This is a genomic window from Pectobacterium brasiliense (assembly GCF_013449685.1).
GTDB classification, from domain to species: Bacteria; Pseudomonadota; Gammaproteobacteria; order Enterobacterales; family Enterobacteriaceae; genus Pectobacterium; species Pectobacterium brasiliense_A.
Genome location: NZ_JACDSF010000008.1, coordinates 107750 through 123441 on the forward strand (window position 1 = coordinate 107750; position 15692 = coordinate 123441).

The window sequence follows — 15692 nt, forward strand, 5'->3', positions numbered from 1 at the left end:
TTCACTCAATTTTTCTCTCTTTTTGCAGTGATTTTTGAAAAAATCCTTCACCGAAAGTTATGCCGCGCTGGTTAGCGGTATTAGGGTCCAGTTGCATAAAGCCCCGATTTTTCGGGGTTTTTTGTTATTTGGCAACAAACAACTGGGCTATTAGGCCCTTTTTTTATGTCTTGGGGGTGGACTTGTCCACATTAGAGCAAAAATTAACAGAGATGATTTCAGCACCCGTTGCCGCTTTAGGCTACGAATTGGTTGGGATTGAGTTCATCCGTAGTCGCCAATCGACGCTGCGTATCTATATTGATAGTGAAGATGGGATCACTGTTGATGATTGTGCTGATGTCAGCCACCAGGTCAGTGCGGTATTGGATGTAGAAGATCCCATCACTGTTGCCTATAACTTGGAGGTGTCGTCTCCAGGGCTTGAGCGTCCCTTATTCACGGCAGCACATTATCTGCATTTCGTTGGTGAAGAGGTCACAGTGGTGCTGCGTATGGCAGTCCAGAATCGCCGTAAATGGTTGGGTGTGATCAAAGCTGTTGACGGCGAAATGATCACCATAACAGTGGAAGGCAAAGATGAAGTATTCGCGCTGAGCAACATTCAGAAAGCGAATCTTGTACCCCACTTTTAAAGTTTGGATGAGGCAACTAGGATGAACAAAGAGATTCTGGCTGTTGTTGAAGCAGTTTCCAATGAGAAAGCCCTTCCGCGCGAGAAGATTTTTGAAGCGTTGGAAACCGCACTGTCGACAGCGACCAAGAAAAAATATGAGCAGGAAATTGATGTTCGCGTCAGTATCGATCGCAAAACGGGCGATTTTGATACCTTCCGTCGTTGGTTAGTGGTGAATGAAGTCACTCAACCAACCCGTGAAATTACGCTTGAAGCGGCGCAGTTTGAAGATCCTGCTCTTGATGTTGGCGGCTATGTTGAAGATCAAATCGAATCCGTAACGTTTGACCGCATTACGACGCAAACGGCAAAACAGGTTATCGTACAGAAAGTTCGTGAAGCAGAACGTGCGATGGTTGTTGATCAGTTCCGTGAGCAAGAAGGCGAGATTATCACCGGTGTCGTGAAGAAGGTGAACCGTGATAATATTTCGCTTGAAGTCAGACCAATCGATGGCTCTAACACCAGTGCAGAAGCGGTAATTGGCCGTGAAGATATGCTGCCTCGTGAAAATTTCCGCCCTGGCGACCGTATTCGTGGCGTGCTGTACTCTGTTCGTCCTGAAGCTCGCGGTGCTCAACTGTTCGTTAGCCGTTCCCGTCCGGAAATGCTGGTTGAACTCTTCCGCATTGAAGTGCCAGAAATCGGTGAAGAAGTTATCGAGATTAAGGCAGCGGCCCGCGATCCGGGTTCACGTGCAAAAATTGCAGTGAAGACGAATGACAAACGTATCGATCCCGTCGGTGCTTGTGTCGGTATGCGCGGTGCACGTGTGCAGGCTGTTTCCAGCGAGCTGGGCGGCGAGCGTATTGATATCATTCTGTGGGATGATAATCCTGCGCAGTTTGTCATCAATGCCATGGCACCTGCCGATGTGGTATCGATCGTGGTTGATGAAGATACCTGCACGATGGATATCGCTGTTGAGTCGAGCAATCTGGCTCAGGCGATTGGTCGAAACGGGCAGAACGTACGTTTGGCTTCCCAACTGTTGAAACAGCATCGTTCAGACGATCGTTGGGAACTGAACGTGATGACCGTGGAAGATCTTCAAGCCAAGCATCAGGCTGAAGCACATGCTGCAATCGACGTCTTTACCAAGCACCTTGATATTGATGAAGAGTTTGCCACCGTGCTGGTTGAAGAAGGTTTCTCCTCACTTGAAGAACTGGCTTACGTGCCAATCAAGGAACTGTTGGCCATCGAAGGCCTTGATGAAGAAACCGTTGAAGCATTGCGTGAGCGTGCGAAAGCCGCATTAACAACGCTGGCACTGGCGCATGAAGAAAGCCTAGGTGACGGTCAACCTGCTGAAGACTTGCTTGGCTTGCCTGGGCTGTCGCGTGAGTTGGCATTCAAGCTTGCTGCGATCGGTGTTTGTACGCTGGAAGATCTTGCTGAACAGGGTGTTGACGACCTGACAGATATTGAAGAGCTCAATGATGAGCAAGCGGGCGAATTGATTATGGCCGCACGTAATATCTGTTGGTTTGGCGACGACAACGAATAACGAACTGTAGCAGGAAAGGAACAGCATGACAGATGTAACCGTAAAATCGCTGGCCGCAGAGATTCAAACTCCGGTTGACCGCCTGATACAGCAGTTTGCTGATGCGGGAATGACCAAATCTGCATCGGACTCTGTGACCCAGCATGAAAAAGAAACATTATTGGCGCATCTGAACCGCGATCGCGGTAATGCGCCAAGTAAATTGACGTTGCAACGCAAAACGCGCAGCACGTTAAATGTCCCTAGCACCGGCGGAAAAAGTAAGTCGGTGCAGATCGAAGTCCGCAAGACACGCACTTATGTAAAACGCGATCCGATTGATGCCAAACAGGCAGAAGAGGAAGAGCAGGCACGGCGTGAAGCGGAAGAACAGGCACAACGTGCCGCTGAAGAGCAGGCTAAACGCGAGGCCGATCTGCGCGAAGCTGCTGAGAAAGCGAAGCGTGCTGCCGACGAGCAAGCCAAACGTGAGGCCGCTGAAAAAGCTAAGCGTGATGTAGCGGAAAAAGAAAAAGTGACGAACCAACAAAACGAAAATATGACCAAGCCGGCTCAGTCTGAGAAAGCGAAACGCGAAGCGGAAGCTGCCGAACTTAAGCGCAAAGCAGAAGAAACTGCACGTCTTAAAGTTGAAGAAGAAGCACGTCGTATTGCTGAAGAAGCTCGCCGTATGGCTGAAGAAAATGCAGGGCGCTGGGAAGCGGAAAGCGCTAAGCCTGAAGAATCTGCCGATTATCATGTGACGACGTCTCATCATGCCCGCGAAGCGGAAGATGAAAACGACCGTCAGGTTGAAGGTGAGCGCCGTACCCGTACTCGCGCAGCCAAAGTCACCAAGCAGAAGAAAGGTAATCGCCAGTCTGAGTCCAAGGCTGACCGTGAAGAAGCGCGTGCTGTTACCCGTGGTGGTAAAGGTAAACGTAAGCCAAGTACACTGCAGCAGAGCTTCAATAAGCCCGCTCAGGCAGTGAACCGCGATGTTGTCATCGGCGAAACGGTTACCGTTGCTGAACTGGCTAACAAAATGGCGGTTAAAGGCTCTCAGGTCATCAAAACGATGATGAAACTGGGCGCAATGGCAACCATCAACCAGGTCATCGACCAGGAAACCGCGCAACTCGTCGCGGAAGAGATGGGCCATAAAGTCATCCTGCGTCGTGAAAACGAGCTGGAAGAAGCGGTAATGAGTGACCGTGATATGGGGGTTGCGGCAGAATCCCGCGCGCCAGTCGTGACAATTATGGGCCACGTTGACCACGGTAAAACCTCTCTGCTCGACTATATCCGTTCAACCAAGGTTGCAGCAGGTGAAGCGGGTGGTATTACTCAGCACATCGGTGCTTACCACGTTGAAACTGACAACGGTATGATTACGTTCCTAGATACACCGGGACACGCTGCGTTTACTGCAATGCGTGCTCGTGGTGCTCAGGCTACGGATATCGTGGTACTGGTTGTGGCGGCGGATGATGGTGTGATGCCTCAGACCATCGAAGCGATCCAGCACGCGAAAGCGGCTCAGGTTCCGGTTGTTGTCGCAGTCAACAAAATCGATAAACCTGATGCCGATCCCGATCGTGTGAAAACGGAACTGTCTCAGTACGGCATTATGCCGGAAGAATGGGGCGGTGAATCTCAGTTTGTCCATGTATCCGCTAAAGCCGGTACCGGTATCGACGAACTGCTGGATGCGATTCTGTTGCAGGCCGAAGTTCTGGAACTGAAAGCGGTCCGTAGCGGTATGGCGAACGGTGTCGTGATCGAATCCTTCCTAGATAAAGGCCGTGGCCCGGTTGCAACCGTACTGGTACGTGAAGGTACGCTGAATAAAGGCGATATCGTTCTGTGCGGCTTCGAATATGGCCGTGTTCGTGCGATGCGTGATGAATTAGGTCGTGAAATCACGTCTGCGGGTCCTTCTATTCCAGTAGAAATTCTCGGTCTTTCCGGTGTACCTGCCGCAGGTGACGAAGCGACGGTGGTTCGTGACGAGAAGAAAGCACGTGAAGTAGCCTTGTATCGTCAGGGTAAATTCCGTGAAGTTAAACTGGCTCGTCAGCAGAAATCTAAACTGGAAAACATGTTTGCCAACATGACAGAAGGTGAAGTTTCTGAGCTGAACATTGTTCTAAAATCTGACGTTCAGGGTTCTTGTGAAGCGATTTCCGATTCACTGCAGAAACTGTCTACTGATGAAGTGAAAGTGAAGATCGTCGGTTCCGGTGTGGGCGGTATCACAGAAACGGACGCTACGCTGGCAGCAGCATCGAATGCGATTATCCTTGGCTTTAACGTTCGTGCAGATGCATCAGCGCGCCGCGTCGTTGAAGCGGAAAGTCTGGATCTGCGTTATTACTCCGTGATCTATGATCTGATCGACGAAGTGAAACAGGCGATGAGCGGTATGCTGGCGCCGGAATATAAGCAAGAGATCATCGGTCTTGCTGAAGTACGTGACGTCTTTAAATCACCGAAATTTGGTGCTGTTGCGGGTTGTATGGTGACCGAAGGTATCGTTAAGCGCCACAACAAGATTCGTGTACTGCGTGACAACGTGGTGATCTATGAAGGCGAGCTGGAATCTCTGCGCCGCTTCAAAGATGACGTTGGCGAAGTCCGTAACGGTATGGAATGTGGTATCGCCGTGAAGAACTACAACGACGTTCGTCCTGGCGATATGATCGAAGTCTTTGAAACGATTGAGATCAAACGTACGATCGCGTAATCCGTTTTCAGCGACGATGTAAGTGATTCGTAAGGGGGGCCTAGTGCCCCCCGATTTTTACTGGAGAATTTATCATGGCAAAAGAATTCAGCCGCACCCAGCGCGTTGCGCAGGAAATGCAAAAAGAAATCGCCATTATCATTCAGCGTGAAGTGAAAGATCCGCGTATCGGCATGGCGACCGTATCCGGTGTGGAAGTGTCTCGCGATCTGGCGTATGCCAAGGTTTTTGTGACCTTCCTGAATGATAACGAGCCAGAGCAAGTTAAAATAGCGGTGAAAGCACTGCAAGATGCGTCCGGTTTTATCCGTATGATGATCGGTAAGGCAATGCGTCTGCGTGTTGTTCCAGAATTAACATTCTCCTATGACAACTCATTGGTTGAAGGGATGAGAATGTCCAATCTGGTGACCAATGTAGTCAGAAACGATACGGAACGTCGTTCTGTTACGGGCGAAGATCAGGAGGATTAATGAGTCGTCCTCGTCGCCGTGGCCGTGATATACACGGCGTATTGCTATTAGATAAGCCGCAGGGCGTGTCGTCTAATGATGTTTTGCAGAAGGTAAAACGGATTTTTAACGCCAATAGAGCGGGCCATACGGGGGCGTTGGATCCATTAGCCACCGGTATGCTGCCGATTTGCCTTGGGGAAGCGACGAAGTTTTCCCAATACTTGTTGGATTCTGATAAACGCTACCGTGTCATTGCTCGACTTGGGCAACGGACTGACACCTCCGATGCCGATGGCAACGTGATTGAAGAGCGTGCGATTGGTTTTTCTGCTACCGATCTGGAGCAGGCGCTGGAAGGCTTTCGTGGTACCACGCAGCAAGTGCCGTCCATGTATTCGGCGCTGAAGTATCAGGGGCGTAAGCTGTATGAGTATGCGCGTCAGGGGCTGACGGTTCCACGTGAAGCGCGTGAAATCACCGTGTACGAACTGCAGTTCATTCGCTGGGAAGGTGATGAGCTAGAGCTGGAGATTCACTGTTCGAAAGGCACGTACATCCGTACCATTATTGACGATCTGGGCGAAAAGTTGGGCTGTGGCGCGCATGTGATTTATCTGCGTCGTTTACAGGTTGCCACCTATCCTACCGAAAGAATGGTGACGCTGGAGCAGCTAGCGGTTTTGTCCGAGCAGGCCCAAACACAAGCGATTCCACTTTCGCAGAGTCTCGATCCGCTGCTTATGCCGATGGAAAGCCCAGTCATTGATTTTCCTGAGGTGAATTTGACGCCGGTCGTTGCGGGTTATTTGAAGCTGGGGCAAGCGGTTCAGGCAGCGAATGCGCCCTCGAACGGCATGGTGAGAATCACCGAAGGTGACGAACACAAATTTATCGGAATGGGCGAAATCGATAGTGATGGCCGCGTTGCGCCACGTCGTCTGGTTGTTGAGTTTCCGGTGTAAACCCGCCTGTTGCTGCCTTGCTATCGCGGAACGCTGAGGGTAGAATAGCGCGGCTTGACTGTTGGGTGGCTGAATTAGAGATCGGCGCCTGTTTTTTTATCTATAATGTTTGGAGTATTACAATGTCTCTAAGTGTTGAAGCTAAAGCTAAAATCGTAGCAGACTTCGGTCGTGGCACAAACGATAGTGGTTCTACTGAAGTTCAGGTTGCTTTGCTGACTGCGCAGATCAACCATCTGCAAGGCCACTTTTCTGAGCACAAAAAAGATCACCACAGCCGTCGTGGTCTGCTGCGCATGGTTTCTCAGCGTCGTAAGCTGCTGGACTACCTGAAGCGTAAAGATGTAGCACGTTACACCAGCCTGATCGAGCGTCTGGGTCTGCGTCGCTAAGTCTTCTGAGTTTCAGTGGGAAGGGGCCTCTTTTGGCCCCTTTCTTCTAGGAAGCGTTAGCAAAACAGAGTAGTGTATTGTTGTTAATATGATCTTTCATTACAGAGGTTCGCGCGGCTAATGAGAGGCTTTATCTGCATAAGCAAGATAAGGGTTGTCATTAGTCGTGAGGATGTAGTGTAAAGGTCGGGAGTTCACTGGCGCGTTTATCTTGAATACGTGTAGCGCGCCCCAGCTAAGGATATTATTTTGCTGAATCCGATCGTCCGTAAGTTCCAATATGGTCAGCATACCGTCACGTTAGAGACCGGTATGATGGCACGCCAGGCTACCGCCGCTGTGATGGTAAGCATGGATGACACCGCGGTATTCGTTACCGTTGTAGGCGCTAAAAGTGCCAAACCTGGTCAAAGTTTCTTCCCATTAACGGTTAACTATCAGGAGCGTACTTACGCTGCTGGGCGTTTCCCTGGTGGTTTTTTCCGTCGTGAAGGTCGTCCAAGCGAAGGCGAAACGCTGATTTCTCGCTTGATTGACCGCCCAATCCGCCCTCTGTTCCCAGAAGGTTTCCTGAATGAAGTTCAGGTGATTGCGACCGTCGTTTCTGTTAACCCACAGGTTAGCCCTGATATCGTTGCCATGATTGGTGCTTCTGCGGCGTTGAGCCTGTCTGGTATTCCATTCAGCGGCCCTATCGGCGCTGCGCGCGTTGGTTATCTGAACGACCAGTATGTTCTGAACCCAACGATGGATGAGCTCAAAGAAAGCCGTCTGGATCTAGTGGTTGCAGGTACGGAAGGTGCGGTTCTGATGGTGGAATCCGAAGCTGATCTGCTGAGCGAAGATCAGATGCTGGGCGCTGTGGTGTTTGGCCACGAGCAACAGCAGATCGTTATCCAGAACATCAACGCTCTGGTTGCTGAAGCTGGCAAACCGAAGTGGGAATGGCATGCGCCAGAAGTGAACGTTTCTTTAGAGCAGCGTGTACAGGCTTTGTCTGAAGCACGTCTGGGTGATGCTTACCGTATCACTGAAAAACAAGAGCGTTATGCACAAGTTGATGTCATCAAAGCTGATGTTGTTGCTGCTCTGCAAGCCGAAGACGAAACGCTGAATGCGGGCGATATCCAGGAAATTCTGGGTAACGTTGAGAAAAATGTCGTACGTAGCCGCGTGCTGGCTGGCGAACCGCGTATCGATGGCCGTGAAAAAGACATGATTCGTGGTCTGGATGTGCGTACTGGCGTACTGCCGCGTACTCACGGCTCTGCACTGTTCACCCGTGGTGAAACGCAGGCGTTGGTCACTGCAACGTTGGGGACTGAGCGTGATGCGCAGAATATTGACGAACTGACCGGTGAACGTACCGATCGCTTCCTGCTACACTACAACTTCCCTCCGTACTCTGTCGGTGAAACCGGTATGGTCGGTTCGCCTAAGCGTCGTGAGATCGGTCACGGTCGTCTGGCTAAGCGTGGCGTGTTGGCCGTTATGCCGAAGGCGAGCGAATTCCCGTACACCGTGCGTGTGGTGTCTGAAATCACGGAATCCAACGGCTCTTCTTCCATGGCGTCTGTCTGCGGTGCTTCTCTGGCACTGATGGATGCGGGCGTGCCAATCAAATCAGCCGTTGCGGGTATCGCGATGGGTCTGGTTAAAGAAGGCGACAATTTTGTTGTTCTGTCTGACATTCTGGGTGACGAAGACCACCTGGGCGATATGGACTTCAAAGTGGCTGGTAGCCGTGAAGGTATCACCGCGCTGCAGATGGATATCAAGATCGAAGGGATTACCCGTGAGATCATGCAGGTTGCTTTGAATCAGGCCAAAGGTGCACGTTTGCACATTCTGAGCGTGATGGAGCAGGCGATCAGCACACCACGTGGCGATATCTCTGAATTCGCACCGCGTATTCACACCATCAAGATCAGTACCGATAAGATTAAAGATGTGATCGGTAAAGGTGGTTCTGTGATTCGTGCGCTGACGGAAGAAACAGGCACTACGATTGAAATCGAAGACGATGGTACTGTGAAGATCGCTTCAACCGACGGCGAAAAAGCGAAACACGCGATTCGTCGTATTGAAGAGATCACTGCCGAAATCGAAGTCGGCCGCGTGTATCAGGGTAAAGTTACCCGCATCGTTGATTTTGGTGCTTTCGTCGCTATTGGCGGCGGCAAAGAAGGCCTGGTGCATATTTCTCAGATCGCCGATAAGCGCGTAGAGAAAGTGACTGACTACCTGCAAATGGGTCAGGAAGTGCCGGTCAAGGTTCTGGAAGTTGATCGCCAGGGCCGCGTGCGCTTAAGCATCAAAGAAGCAACTGCGCAAACTCAGGAAGCGGCAGCTCCGTCTTCTGAGGAATAACGACTGTTAGATAACGGTCTTATGGCACCTTGCCTGATTATCATGGCAAGGTGCTGCGTGTATCGTAAGGGAATGGATGACCTTGCGTTGAGCGGTCCGGGACAGGATGTTCATCCAATGTTTGTCTTCGGGAGTGGGAAATGAAGCCTTTCTTGCGCTGGTGTTATGTTGCAACAGCACTCATGCTGGCAGGATGCAGCAACACGGATTGGCGTAAAGACGCAGTATTGGCGATTCCGTTACAGCCTACTTTGCAGCAGGAAGTGATCCTGGCACGCATGGAACAAATCCTTGCAAGCCGAGCATTAACCGATGATGAGCGAGCACAGCTATTATATGAGCGCGGAGTGCTGTATGATAGTCTCGGGTTACGGGCATTGGCGCGGAATGATTTTTCACAAGCGCTGACGATCCGCCCTGATATTCCAGAAGTTTTTAACTATTTGGGTATCTATTTAACGCAGGCAGGCAATTTTGATGCTGCCTATGAAGCGTTTGATTCTGTACTAGAGCTTGATCCAACTTACAATTACGCGCGTTTAAACCGGGGCATCGCTTTGTATTATGGCGGTCGCTACCTGTTAGCGCAGGATGATCTGCTGGCGTTTTATCGAGACGATCCGAATGATCCTTTCCGTTCGTTGTGGCTGTATCTTGTGGAGCGAGAAATCAATCCAGAGACGGCCAACATTGCGTTGAAGAAACGCTATGACGACGCCAAGAAAGGGCCTTGGGGATGGAATATTGTCGAATTCTATCTGGGCAGTATCAGTGAAAAAACACTGATGCAGCGTTTACAGGTAGAAGCTACGGATAACACTTCGCTCGCTGAGCATCTCAGTGAAACTGACTTCTATTTAGGTAAGCACTACCTAAGTCTGGGGGACAAGAACACCGCTTTGGCGCTGTTCAAGCTGACGGTAGCCAACAATGTTCATAACTTTGTTGAGCACCGCTATGCATTGTTGGAATTGGCGCTATTAGGCCAAGAGCAAGACGACCTATCAGGATCGGACCAGCAATAGCTGACGAACACTTAATCAGCCTGAAAAACTTCGGTTATCACCTTCACGGGTGAGGGCTTTTTTGTTCGCTTTTTAATCCAATTTGAGCCGGTTCACACTTTTCAATGAAAATGACTGAAAATTTTCACGATGAGTTATGTAGACTGGCCGCCATGTTTAATGAGGCACGTGTACATGACTGATTTAGTAACTTCTTTTGCCGATTTGGGGCTGAATACCTCTATCCTTAATGCCCTGACTGATTTGGGCTATGAAAAACCGTCTCCGATTCAGGCGGAATGTATTCCTCACCTGCTGAATGGTCGCGATGTGCTGGGTATGGCACAGACCGGTAGCGGTAAAACAGCAGCGTTCTCTCTGCCATTACTGAACAATCTGAAACCTGAACTTAAAGCACCACAGATTCTGGTGCTGGCACCGACCCGCGAGCTGGCGGTGCAGGTAGCAGAGGCCTGCAATGATTTCTCCAAGCATATGCACGGCGTGAACGTCGTTGCACTGTACGGCGGCCAGCGCTATGACGTGCAACTGCGCGCTTTGCGTGGTGGTGCACAGATCGTTGTGGGTACGCCAGGCCGTCTGCTGGATCACCTGAAACGCGGTACGCTGGATCTGTCCAACCTGAGTGGTTTGGTGCTGGATGAAGCTGATGAAATGCTGCGTATGGGCTTCATCGAAGATGTTGAAAACATCATGGCTCAGATCCCTGCTGAACATCAGACTGCGCTGTTCTCTGCGACCATGCCTGAAGCGATTCGCCGCATTACGCGCCGTTTCATGAAAGATCCGCAAGAAGTTCGCATTCAATCAAGCGTTACTACGCGCCCAGACATCAGCCAGAGCTACTGGACGGTGCAGGGTATGCGTAAAAATGACGCGCTGGTACGCTTCCTGGAAGCAGAAGATTTTGATGCGGCGATTATTTTCGTTCGTACCAAAAACGCGACGCTGGAAGTGGCCGAAGCTCTGGAGCGTAGCGGTTACAACAGCGCCGCGCTGAACGGTGACATGAATCAGGCGCTGCGTGAGCAAACGCTGGAGCGTCTGAAAGATGGTCGTCTGGATATCCTGATCGCGACCGACGTTGCGGCGCGTGGTCTGGACGTTGAGCGTATCAGCCTGGTAGTGAACTACGATATCCCGATGGATGCCGAGTCTTACGTCCACCGTATTGGTCGTACCGGTCGTGCAGGTCGTGCGGGCCGCGCTCTGCTGTTCGTCGAAAACCGTGAACGTCGCCTGCTGCGCAACGTTGAACGCACAATGAAGCTAACCATTCCTGAAGTGGAATTGCCAAACGCAGAATTGCTGGGTCAACGCCGTCTGGCTAAATTCGCCGCTAAAGTACAGCAACAGCTGGAAAGCAGCGATCTGGACATGTACCGCGCACTGCTGACAAAACTGCAACCGCAGGAAGAGCTGGATGTCGAAACGCTGGCTGCTGCGCTGCTGAAAATGGCGCAGGGTGAACGTCCTCTGATTCTGCCACCTGATCCGGCATTCCGTCCTCGTCGCGAATTCCGCGATCGTGATGAGTCTCGCAGTGATTCACGTGGCGATCGTCGTCGTGATCCTCGTGATGCTCGTGAAAGTCGTGACGGTGACCGTCCACAGCGTCGTGAGCGTCGTGATGCTGGCGAGATGGAATTGTATCGTATTGAAGTGGGTCGTGATGACGGCGTTGAAGTTCGCCACATTGTTGGTGCCATCGCCAACGAAGGTGATATCAGCAGCCGCTACATCGGTAACATCAAGCTGTTCGCGTCTCACTCGACGATTGAACTGCCGAAAGGTATGCCGGGCGATCTGTTATCACATTTCACCCGTACGCGTATTCTGAACAAACCAATGAATATGCAGTTGATGGGTGATGCAGTTGCACAGCCAGAACGTCGTGGCGGTGGTCGTCCTAGTGGCGAACGTCGTGATGGCGCAGCACCACGTCGCTCTTTCGGCGGTGGTGAACGCCGTGAAAGTAACGGTAGCGGCGGTGAGCGTCGTGAGCGTTCTTTCAACCGTGATGCCGCACCGCGTGCTCCACGTCGTCGTCCTGCTGACGCGGGTCAATAAAACTAACATTGAGTAATAAGCGTATTGGCTTACCGTTTAGGGCGAGATTAAATACTTCGCTTCAAATAACGAAATAGTGTGTTACGCAACATTTATCTTTGTATATTATTATAATAAGCGGCCCATCATTATCGATGGGGCGCTTCTTTTTATGACTAACCAGCCTATCTTAATTTTATATTAAGGAGGAATTCACTCCGAAGTGCACGTTAAGTCACCACTCTTAATACCTCGAACACTTTCGACGACTGCATTAACTCAATACATACTCGTAATACTTCAAGTTGCATGTGCGTTGGTTACATTCAGTCACCCGAATCACTTACTTNNGGATTCCTTCTCTTGCCGCCTTCCTGAAACCCGAATTATTTGGAGCATACTTACGCTGCACTACTGTTCAGCCGCTCTGATAGCTTTTTAACTCTTCTTCCGACACCGTTCTCAGGGTAAACTGCTTTAGTTGTCTGTAGTTCATGTTACTCGCGCGTCTTCTGTAGAAAGAATGAGATAATCTATTGGTATCTTCACTCCCAGTCAGTCCAAACCGAGTGTTACATTTATTATCTGTATTCATTAGGTTCTAAACGGATAATACTGCTCTTTGGCGCTGCATAAAAAATAACAACATTGTGTGGAATTAAATATGTCTGAACTCTTTGCTAAAGAACGTTTTAGTTGGCGCTCGCTTGGGTGGCTTTTGCTCTATTTTTGGTTTTTTTCCTGCGCACTACAGCTTGTCATTGTTCTGACTGGACATAGTGGCACCACGGGATTACGTGATTCGCTACTCTACAGTTTGCTGTGGCTCATTCCTGTTTTTCTTTTCCCTACTCGAACCAGAATCATCAGCAGCGTATTGGGTATTCTGTTGTGGTGTACATCCCTGATTGCACTAGGTTATTACTCGATTTATAAACAAGAGTTCTCACAAAGCGTGATGTTTGTGATGTTCGAGTCTAATAGCAAAGAAGCAGGTGAATATGTAAGTCAATATTTCAGTCTGAAAGTCTTGGCGATATTGTTTTTTTATACGGCGATCGTCTGGTTTCTGTGGCACAAATTACGGCCAGTTTATTTACCGTTTAAATATAAAGCGACGGCTTGTTCATTAATTGTTGTGGTGCTGTTTGGTATTCCCCTTTATAAAAAAATGCACAATGAGGGGCAGACGTTGGCAGAAGCCAGCGGCTATCTGGCAAGTCGTATGTCTACTACAGCCCCATGGCAGTACATTGCTGGTTATGTGGAGTACCGCCAGCAATTGGAAAGCATGACCACTATGCTCCAGCAGAATGCAGCGTTGCCACCTTTGGCAAACCTGAAAGATGCGAACGGTAATACGCCGCGCACACTGGTATTGGTAATTGGTGAATCAACCACCAGCAGTCGCATGAGCCTGTATGGTTATGGTCGACAGACCACGCCGCGACTGGATGCACTGCGTAAAAGCGATCCCAACCTGGTGGTGTTTAACGATGTAGTGACCTCACGCCCGTACACCATTGAAATCTTGCAGCAGGCGCTGACGTTTGCTGATGAGCAGCAACCGGATCTCTATCTGAGCAAGCCTTCGCTGATGAACATGATGAAACAGGCCGGATACAAAACGTTCTGGATTACCAATCAGCAGACGATGACCAAACGTAATACGCTCCTGACGGTGTTCTCCCAGCAAACAGACGAACAGTTTTATATGAATAATCAGCGCACCCAAAGCGCACGGCAATATGATGACGTGGTGTTTGCGCCGTTTGAAAAGGTGCTGGCCGATCCCGCAGAGAAGAAATTTATTGTTGTGCACCTGTTAGGCACTCATATGAAATATAAATTTCGCTATCCGGAAGAGGCGACTAAATTTGTTGGGCGAGAAGGAATTCCTGACGGCGTTAACGACAGTGATGTCGAAGTCTATAACGACTACGATAATGCTGAGTTGTATAACGATTACGTTCTTGAAACGCTGATCCGAACCTTTGAAAAAACGCAGCCAAATGGCTTCCTGCTCTATTTCTCGGATCACGGTGAAGATGTTTACGAGACGCCGCCGCATAACGTGTTGGGACGAAATGAGACAGTACCTACGCGTACTATGTATACCGTGCCGTTTATTCTCTGGACTTCACCTCAGTGGCAGAAAGATCATCCGATCGATTATTCACCCTATGTTGATCGGAAATATAGCAACGCGCACCTGCTGCATACCTGGTCGACCTTGGCGGGGCTCAGCTACGATCTTCAGGAGCCAGAAAAAAGTCTGGTTAGCCCTGCATTTCGTGAATCAGAGCGTTGGATAGGTAACCCGTACAGCAAGAAAGGGTTGAGTACCTTTGACAGCTTGCCTTACACCGCCGACGGCAAATAATCCCCAAGTAATAGCTAGGGTGGAGAAGAGGCACTTTCTCCACCCTATCGACCTAGCGGATTGTGCTACCCGATCACGTCCTGACGTATCTGCATAATCCGCTCGAAAGAGTCTTTTCGCGCCTGATGATCAAAGATTTGCCCATTGATCATCACTTCATCCGCCTGCGTTTCACGCAACAGGCTCTGCAATCCATGACGGACTTTCGCGCTATCGCCAACAATCGACAGCCGCAGTGCTTGCTCCGCACCAAACTGTTCGGCAGGCGATCCGACCATGTCGATGTTTTCTATCGGCGCGGGCAGCGGGCCGGGTGTGCCACGGCGCAGGTTGATGAACTGCTGCTGCATCGAGGTGAAGAGGAAACGCGCATCCCGATCGCTATCGGCCGCCACCACATTGACGCAAACCATCGCGTAAGGTTTGGCGTGGGTGGCAGAAGGGATGAAGTGTTTGCGATAGAGACGGAATGCATCCAGCAACATATCGGGCGCGAAATGGGCGGCGAAGGCAAAAGGTAGCCCCAGTCTCGCGGCCAGCTGTGCGCTATACAGGCTCGATCCCAATAGCCAGATCGGAACGTGTAAGCCTTGTCCCGGGACAGCTTGCACCGGTTGACCCGGCTGTGCATCGGCGAAATAGCGTTGCAGTTCCTGCACATCGCGTGGGAAATCTTCGATATCGGCATTAAGGTGACGGCGCAGCGCCATCATGGTGCGCTGATCGGTACCGGGCGCGCGACCTAATCCCAAATCGATACGGCCGGGATACAGCGATTCCAGCGTACCGAACTGCTCGGCGATGACGAGCGGTGAGTGGTTCGGTAGCATCACGCCGCCAGAACCGAGGCGAATGCGCTGTGTTCCCGAAGCAAGATAGCCGAGAAGCACGGAAGTTGCCGCGCTGGCGATACCTGTCATGCTGTGGTGTTCCGCCAGCCAATAACGATGATAGCCCCATTCTTCTGTATGCTGCGCCAGATCCAGCGAGCGATGGAAGGCGTCACGCGCTGTCGCACCTTGTGGAATTGGCGCAAGATCAAGGACGGAAAACACGGTGGGTTGAGAAGACGTAGACATAATATGGCTCACTTTGTTGTTCACTGACTCCACCCATTCGGTGGATGCTAACGCCGTCAGTCAATG

The 15692-nt window shown here is 50.6% G+C and carries 12 protein-coding genes; 11 read left to right on the forward strand and 1 reads right to left on the reverse strand.

Translation table 11 applies throughout. The features are described 5' to 3' along the window. Positions 1–182 precede the first annotated feature (182 nt). The 11 genes from rimP (at position 183) to cptA (ending at position 14547) form a co-directional block, all read left to right on the forward strand. Positions 183–635, forward strand: coding sequence for a ribosome maturation factor RimP (gene rimP / locus H0248_RS03200; protein WP_010279686.1), 453 nt, complete (start codon positions 183–185; stop codon positions 633–635). 21 nt (positions 636–656) lie between these two features. Beyond that, positions 657–2186 carry a transcription termination factor NusA gene (nusA, locus tag H0248_RS03205; protein ID WP_180784769.1) on the forward strand — a complete coding sequence of 510 codons (1530 nt, stop codon included), beginning with the start codon at positions 657–659 and terminating at the stop codon, positions 2184–2186. Between the two features lie 25 nt (positions 2187–2211). After that, positions 2212–4911 carry a translation initiation factor IF-2 gene (gene infB / locus H0248_RS03210; RefSeq protein ID WP_180784770.1) on the forward strand — a complete coding sequence of 900 codons (2700 nt, stop codon included), beginning with the start codon at positions 2212–2214 and terminating at the stop codon, positions 4909–4911. 74 nt (positions 4912–4985) lie between these two features. After that, positions 4986–5384 (forward strand): 30S ribosome-binding factor RbfA, encoded by a 399-nt coding sequence (rbfA, locus tag H0248_RS03215; protein WP_005971529.1) that lies wholly within the window; start codon positions 4986–4988, stop codon positions 5382–5384. Further along, entirely contained in the window at positions 5384–6328 is a 945-nt protein-coding gene (gene truB / locus H0248_RS03220; protein WP_180784771.1) for a tRNA pseudouridine(55) synthase TruB, read from the forward strand. Before rbfA ends, truB begins: the two co-directional genes overlap by 1 nt. Before the next feature lie 122 nt (positions 6329–6450). Further along, on the forward strand, positions 6451–6720 hold the full coding sequence (gene rpsO / locus H0248_RS03225; RefSeq protein WP_010279698.1) for a 30S ribosomal protein S15: 270 nt from the start codon (positions 6451–6453) through the stop codon (positions 6718–6720). A gap of 249 nt (positions 6721–6969) precedes the next feature. Further along, complete coding sequence (gene pnp, locus H0248_RS03230; protein WP_180784772.1) at positions 6970–9090, forward strand: polyribonucleotide nucleotidyltransferase; 2121 nt, start codon at positions 6970–6972, stop codon at positions 9088–9090. A 140-nt stretch (positions 9091–9230) separates the two neighbouring features. After that, positions 9231–10115 carry a lipoprotein NlpI gene (gene nlpI / locus H0248_RS03235; protein WP_180784773.1) on the forward strand — a complete coding sequence of 295 codons (885 nt, stop codon included), beginning with the start codon at positions 9231–9233 and terminating at the stop codon, positions 10113–10115. Positions 10116–10225: 110 nt separating this feature from the next. Then, positions 10226–10297: a protein YrbN gene (yrbN, locus tag H0248_RS22415; protein WP_223193433.1), complete on the forward strand. Its 72-nt coding sequence runs from the start codon at positions 10226–10228 to the stop codon at positions 10295–10297. Further along, on the forward strand, positions 10290–12185 hold the full coding sequence (locus H0248_RS03245; RefSeq protein WP_180784774.1) for a DEAD/DEAH family ATP-dependent RNA helicase: 1896 nt from the start codon (positions 10290–10292) through the stop codon (positions 12183–12185). The genes yrbN and H0248_RS03245 overlap by 8 nt, the downstream gene beginning before the upstream one ends. Before the next feature lie 643 nt (positions 12186–12828). Next, positions 12829–14547 (forward strand): phosphoethanolamine transferase CptA, encoded by a 1719-nt coding sequence (gene cptA / locus H0248_RS03250; RefSeq protein ID WP_180784775.1) that lies wholly within the window; start codon positions 12829–12831, stop codon positions 14545–14547. A 65-nt stretch (positions 14548–14612) separates the two neighbouring features. Here the strand turns inward: cptA and H0248_RS03255 are convergent, their stop codons facing one another. Continuing rightward, positions 14613–15626: a luciferase-like monooxygenase gene (locus H0248_RS03255; protein ID WP_180784776.1), complete on the reverse strand. Its 1014-nt coding sequence runs from the start codon at positions 15624–15626 to the stop codon at positions 14613–14615. Between the last annotated feature and the right edge of the window lie 66 nt (positions 15627–15692).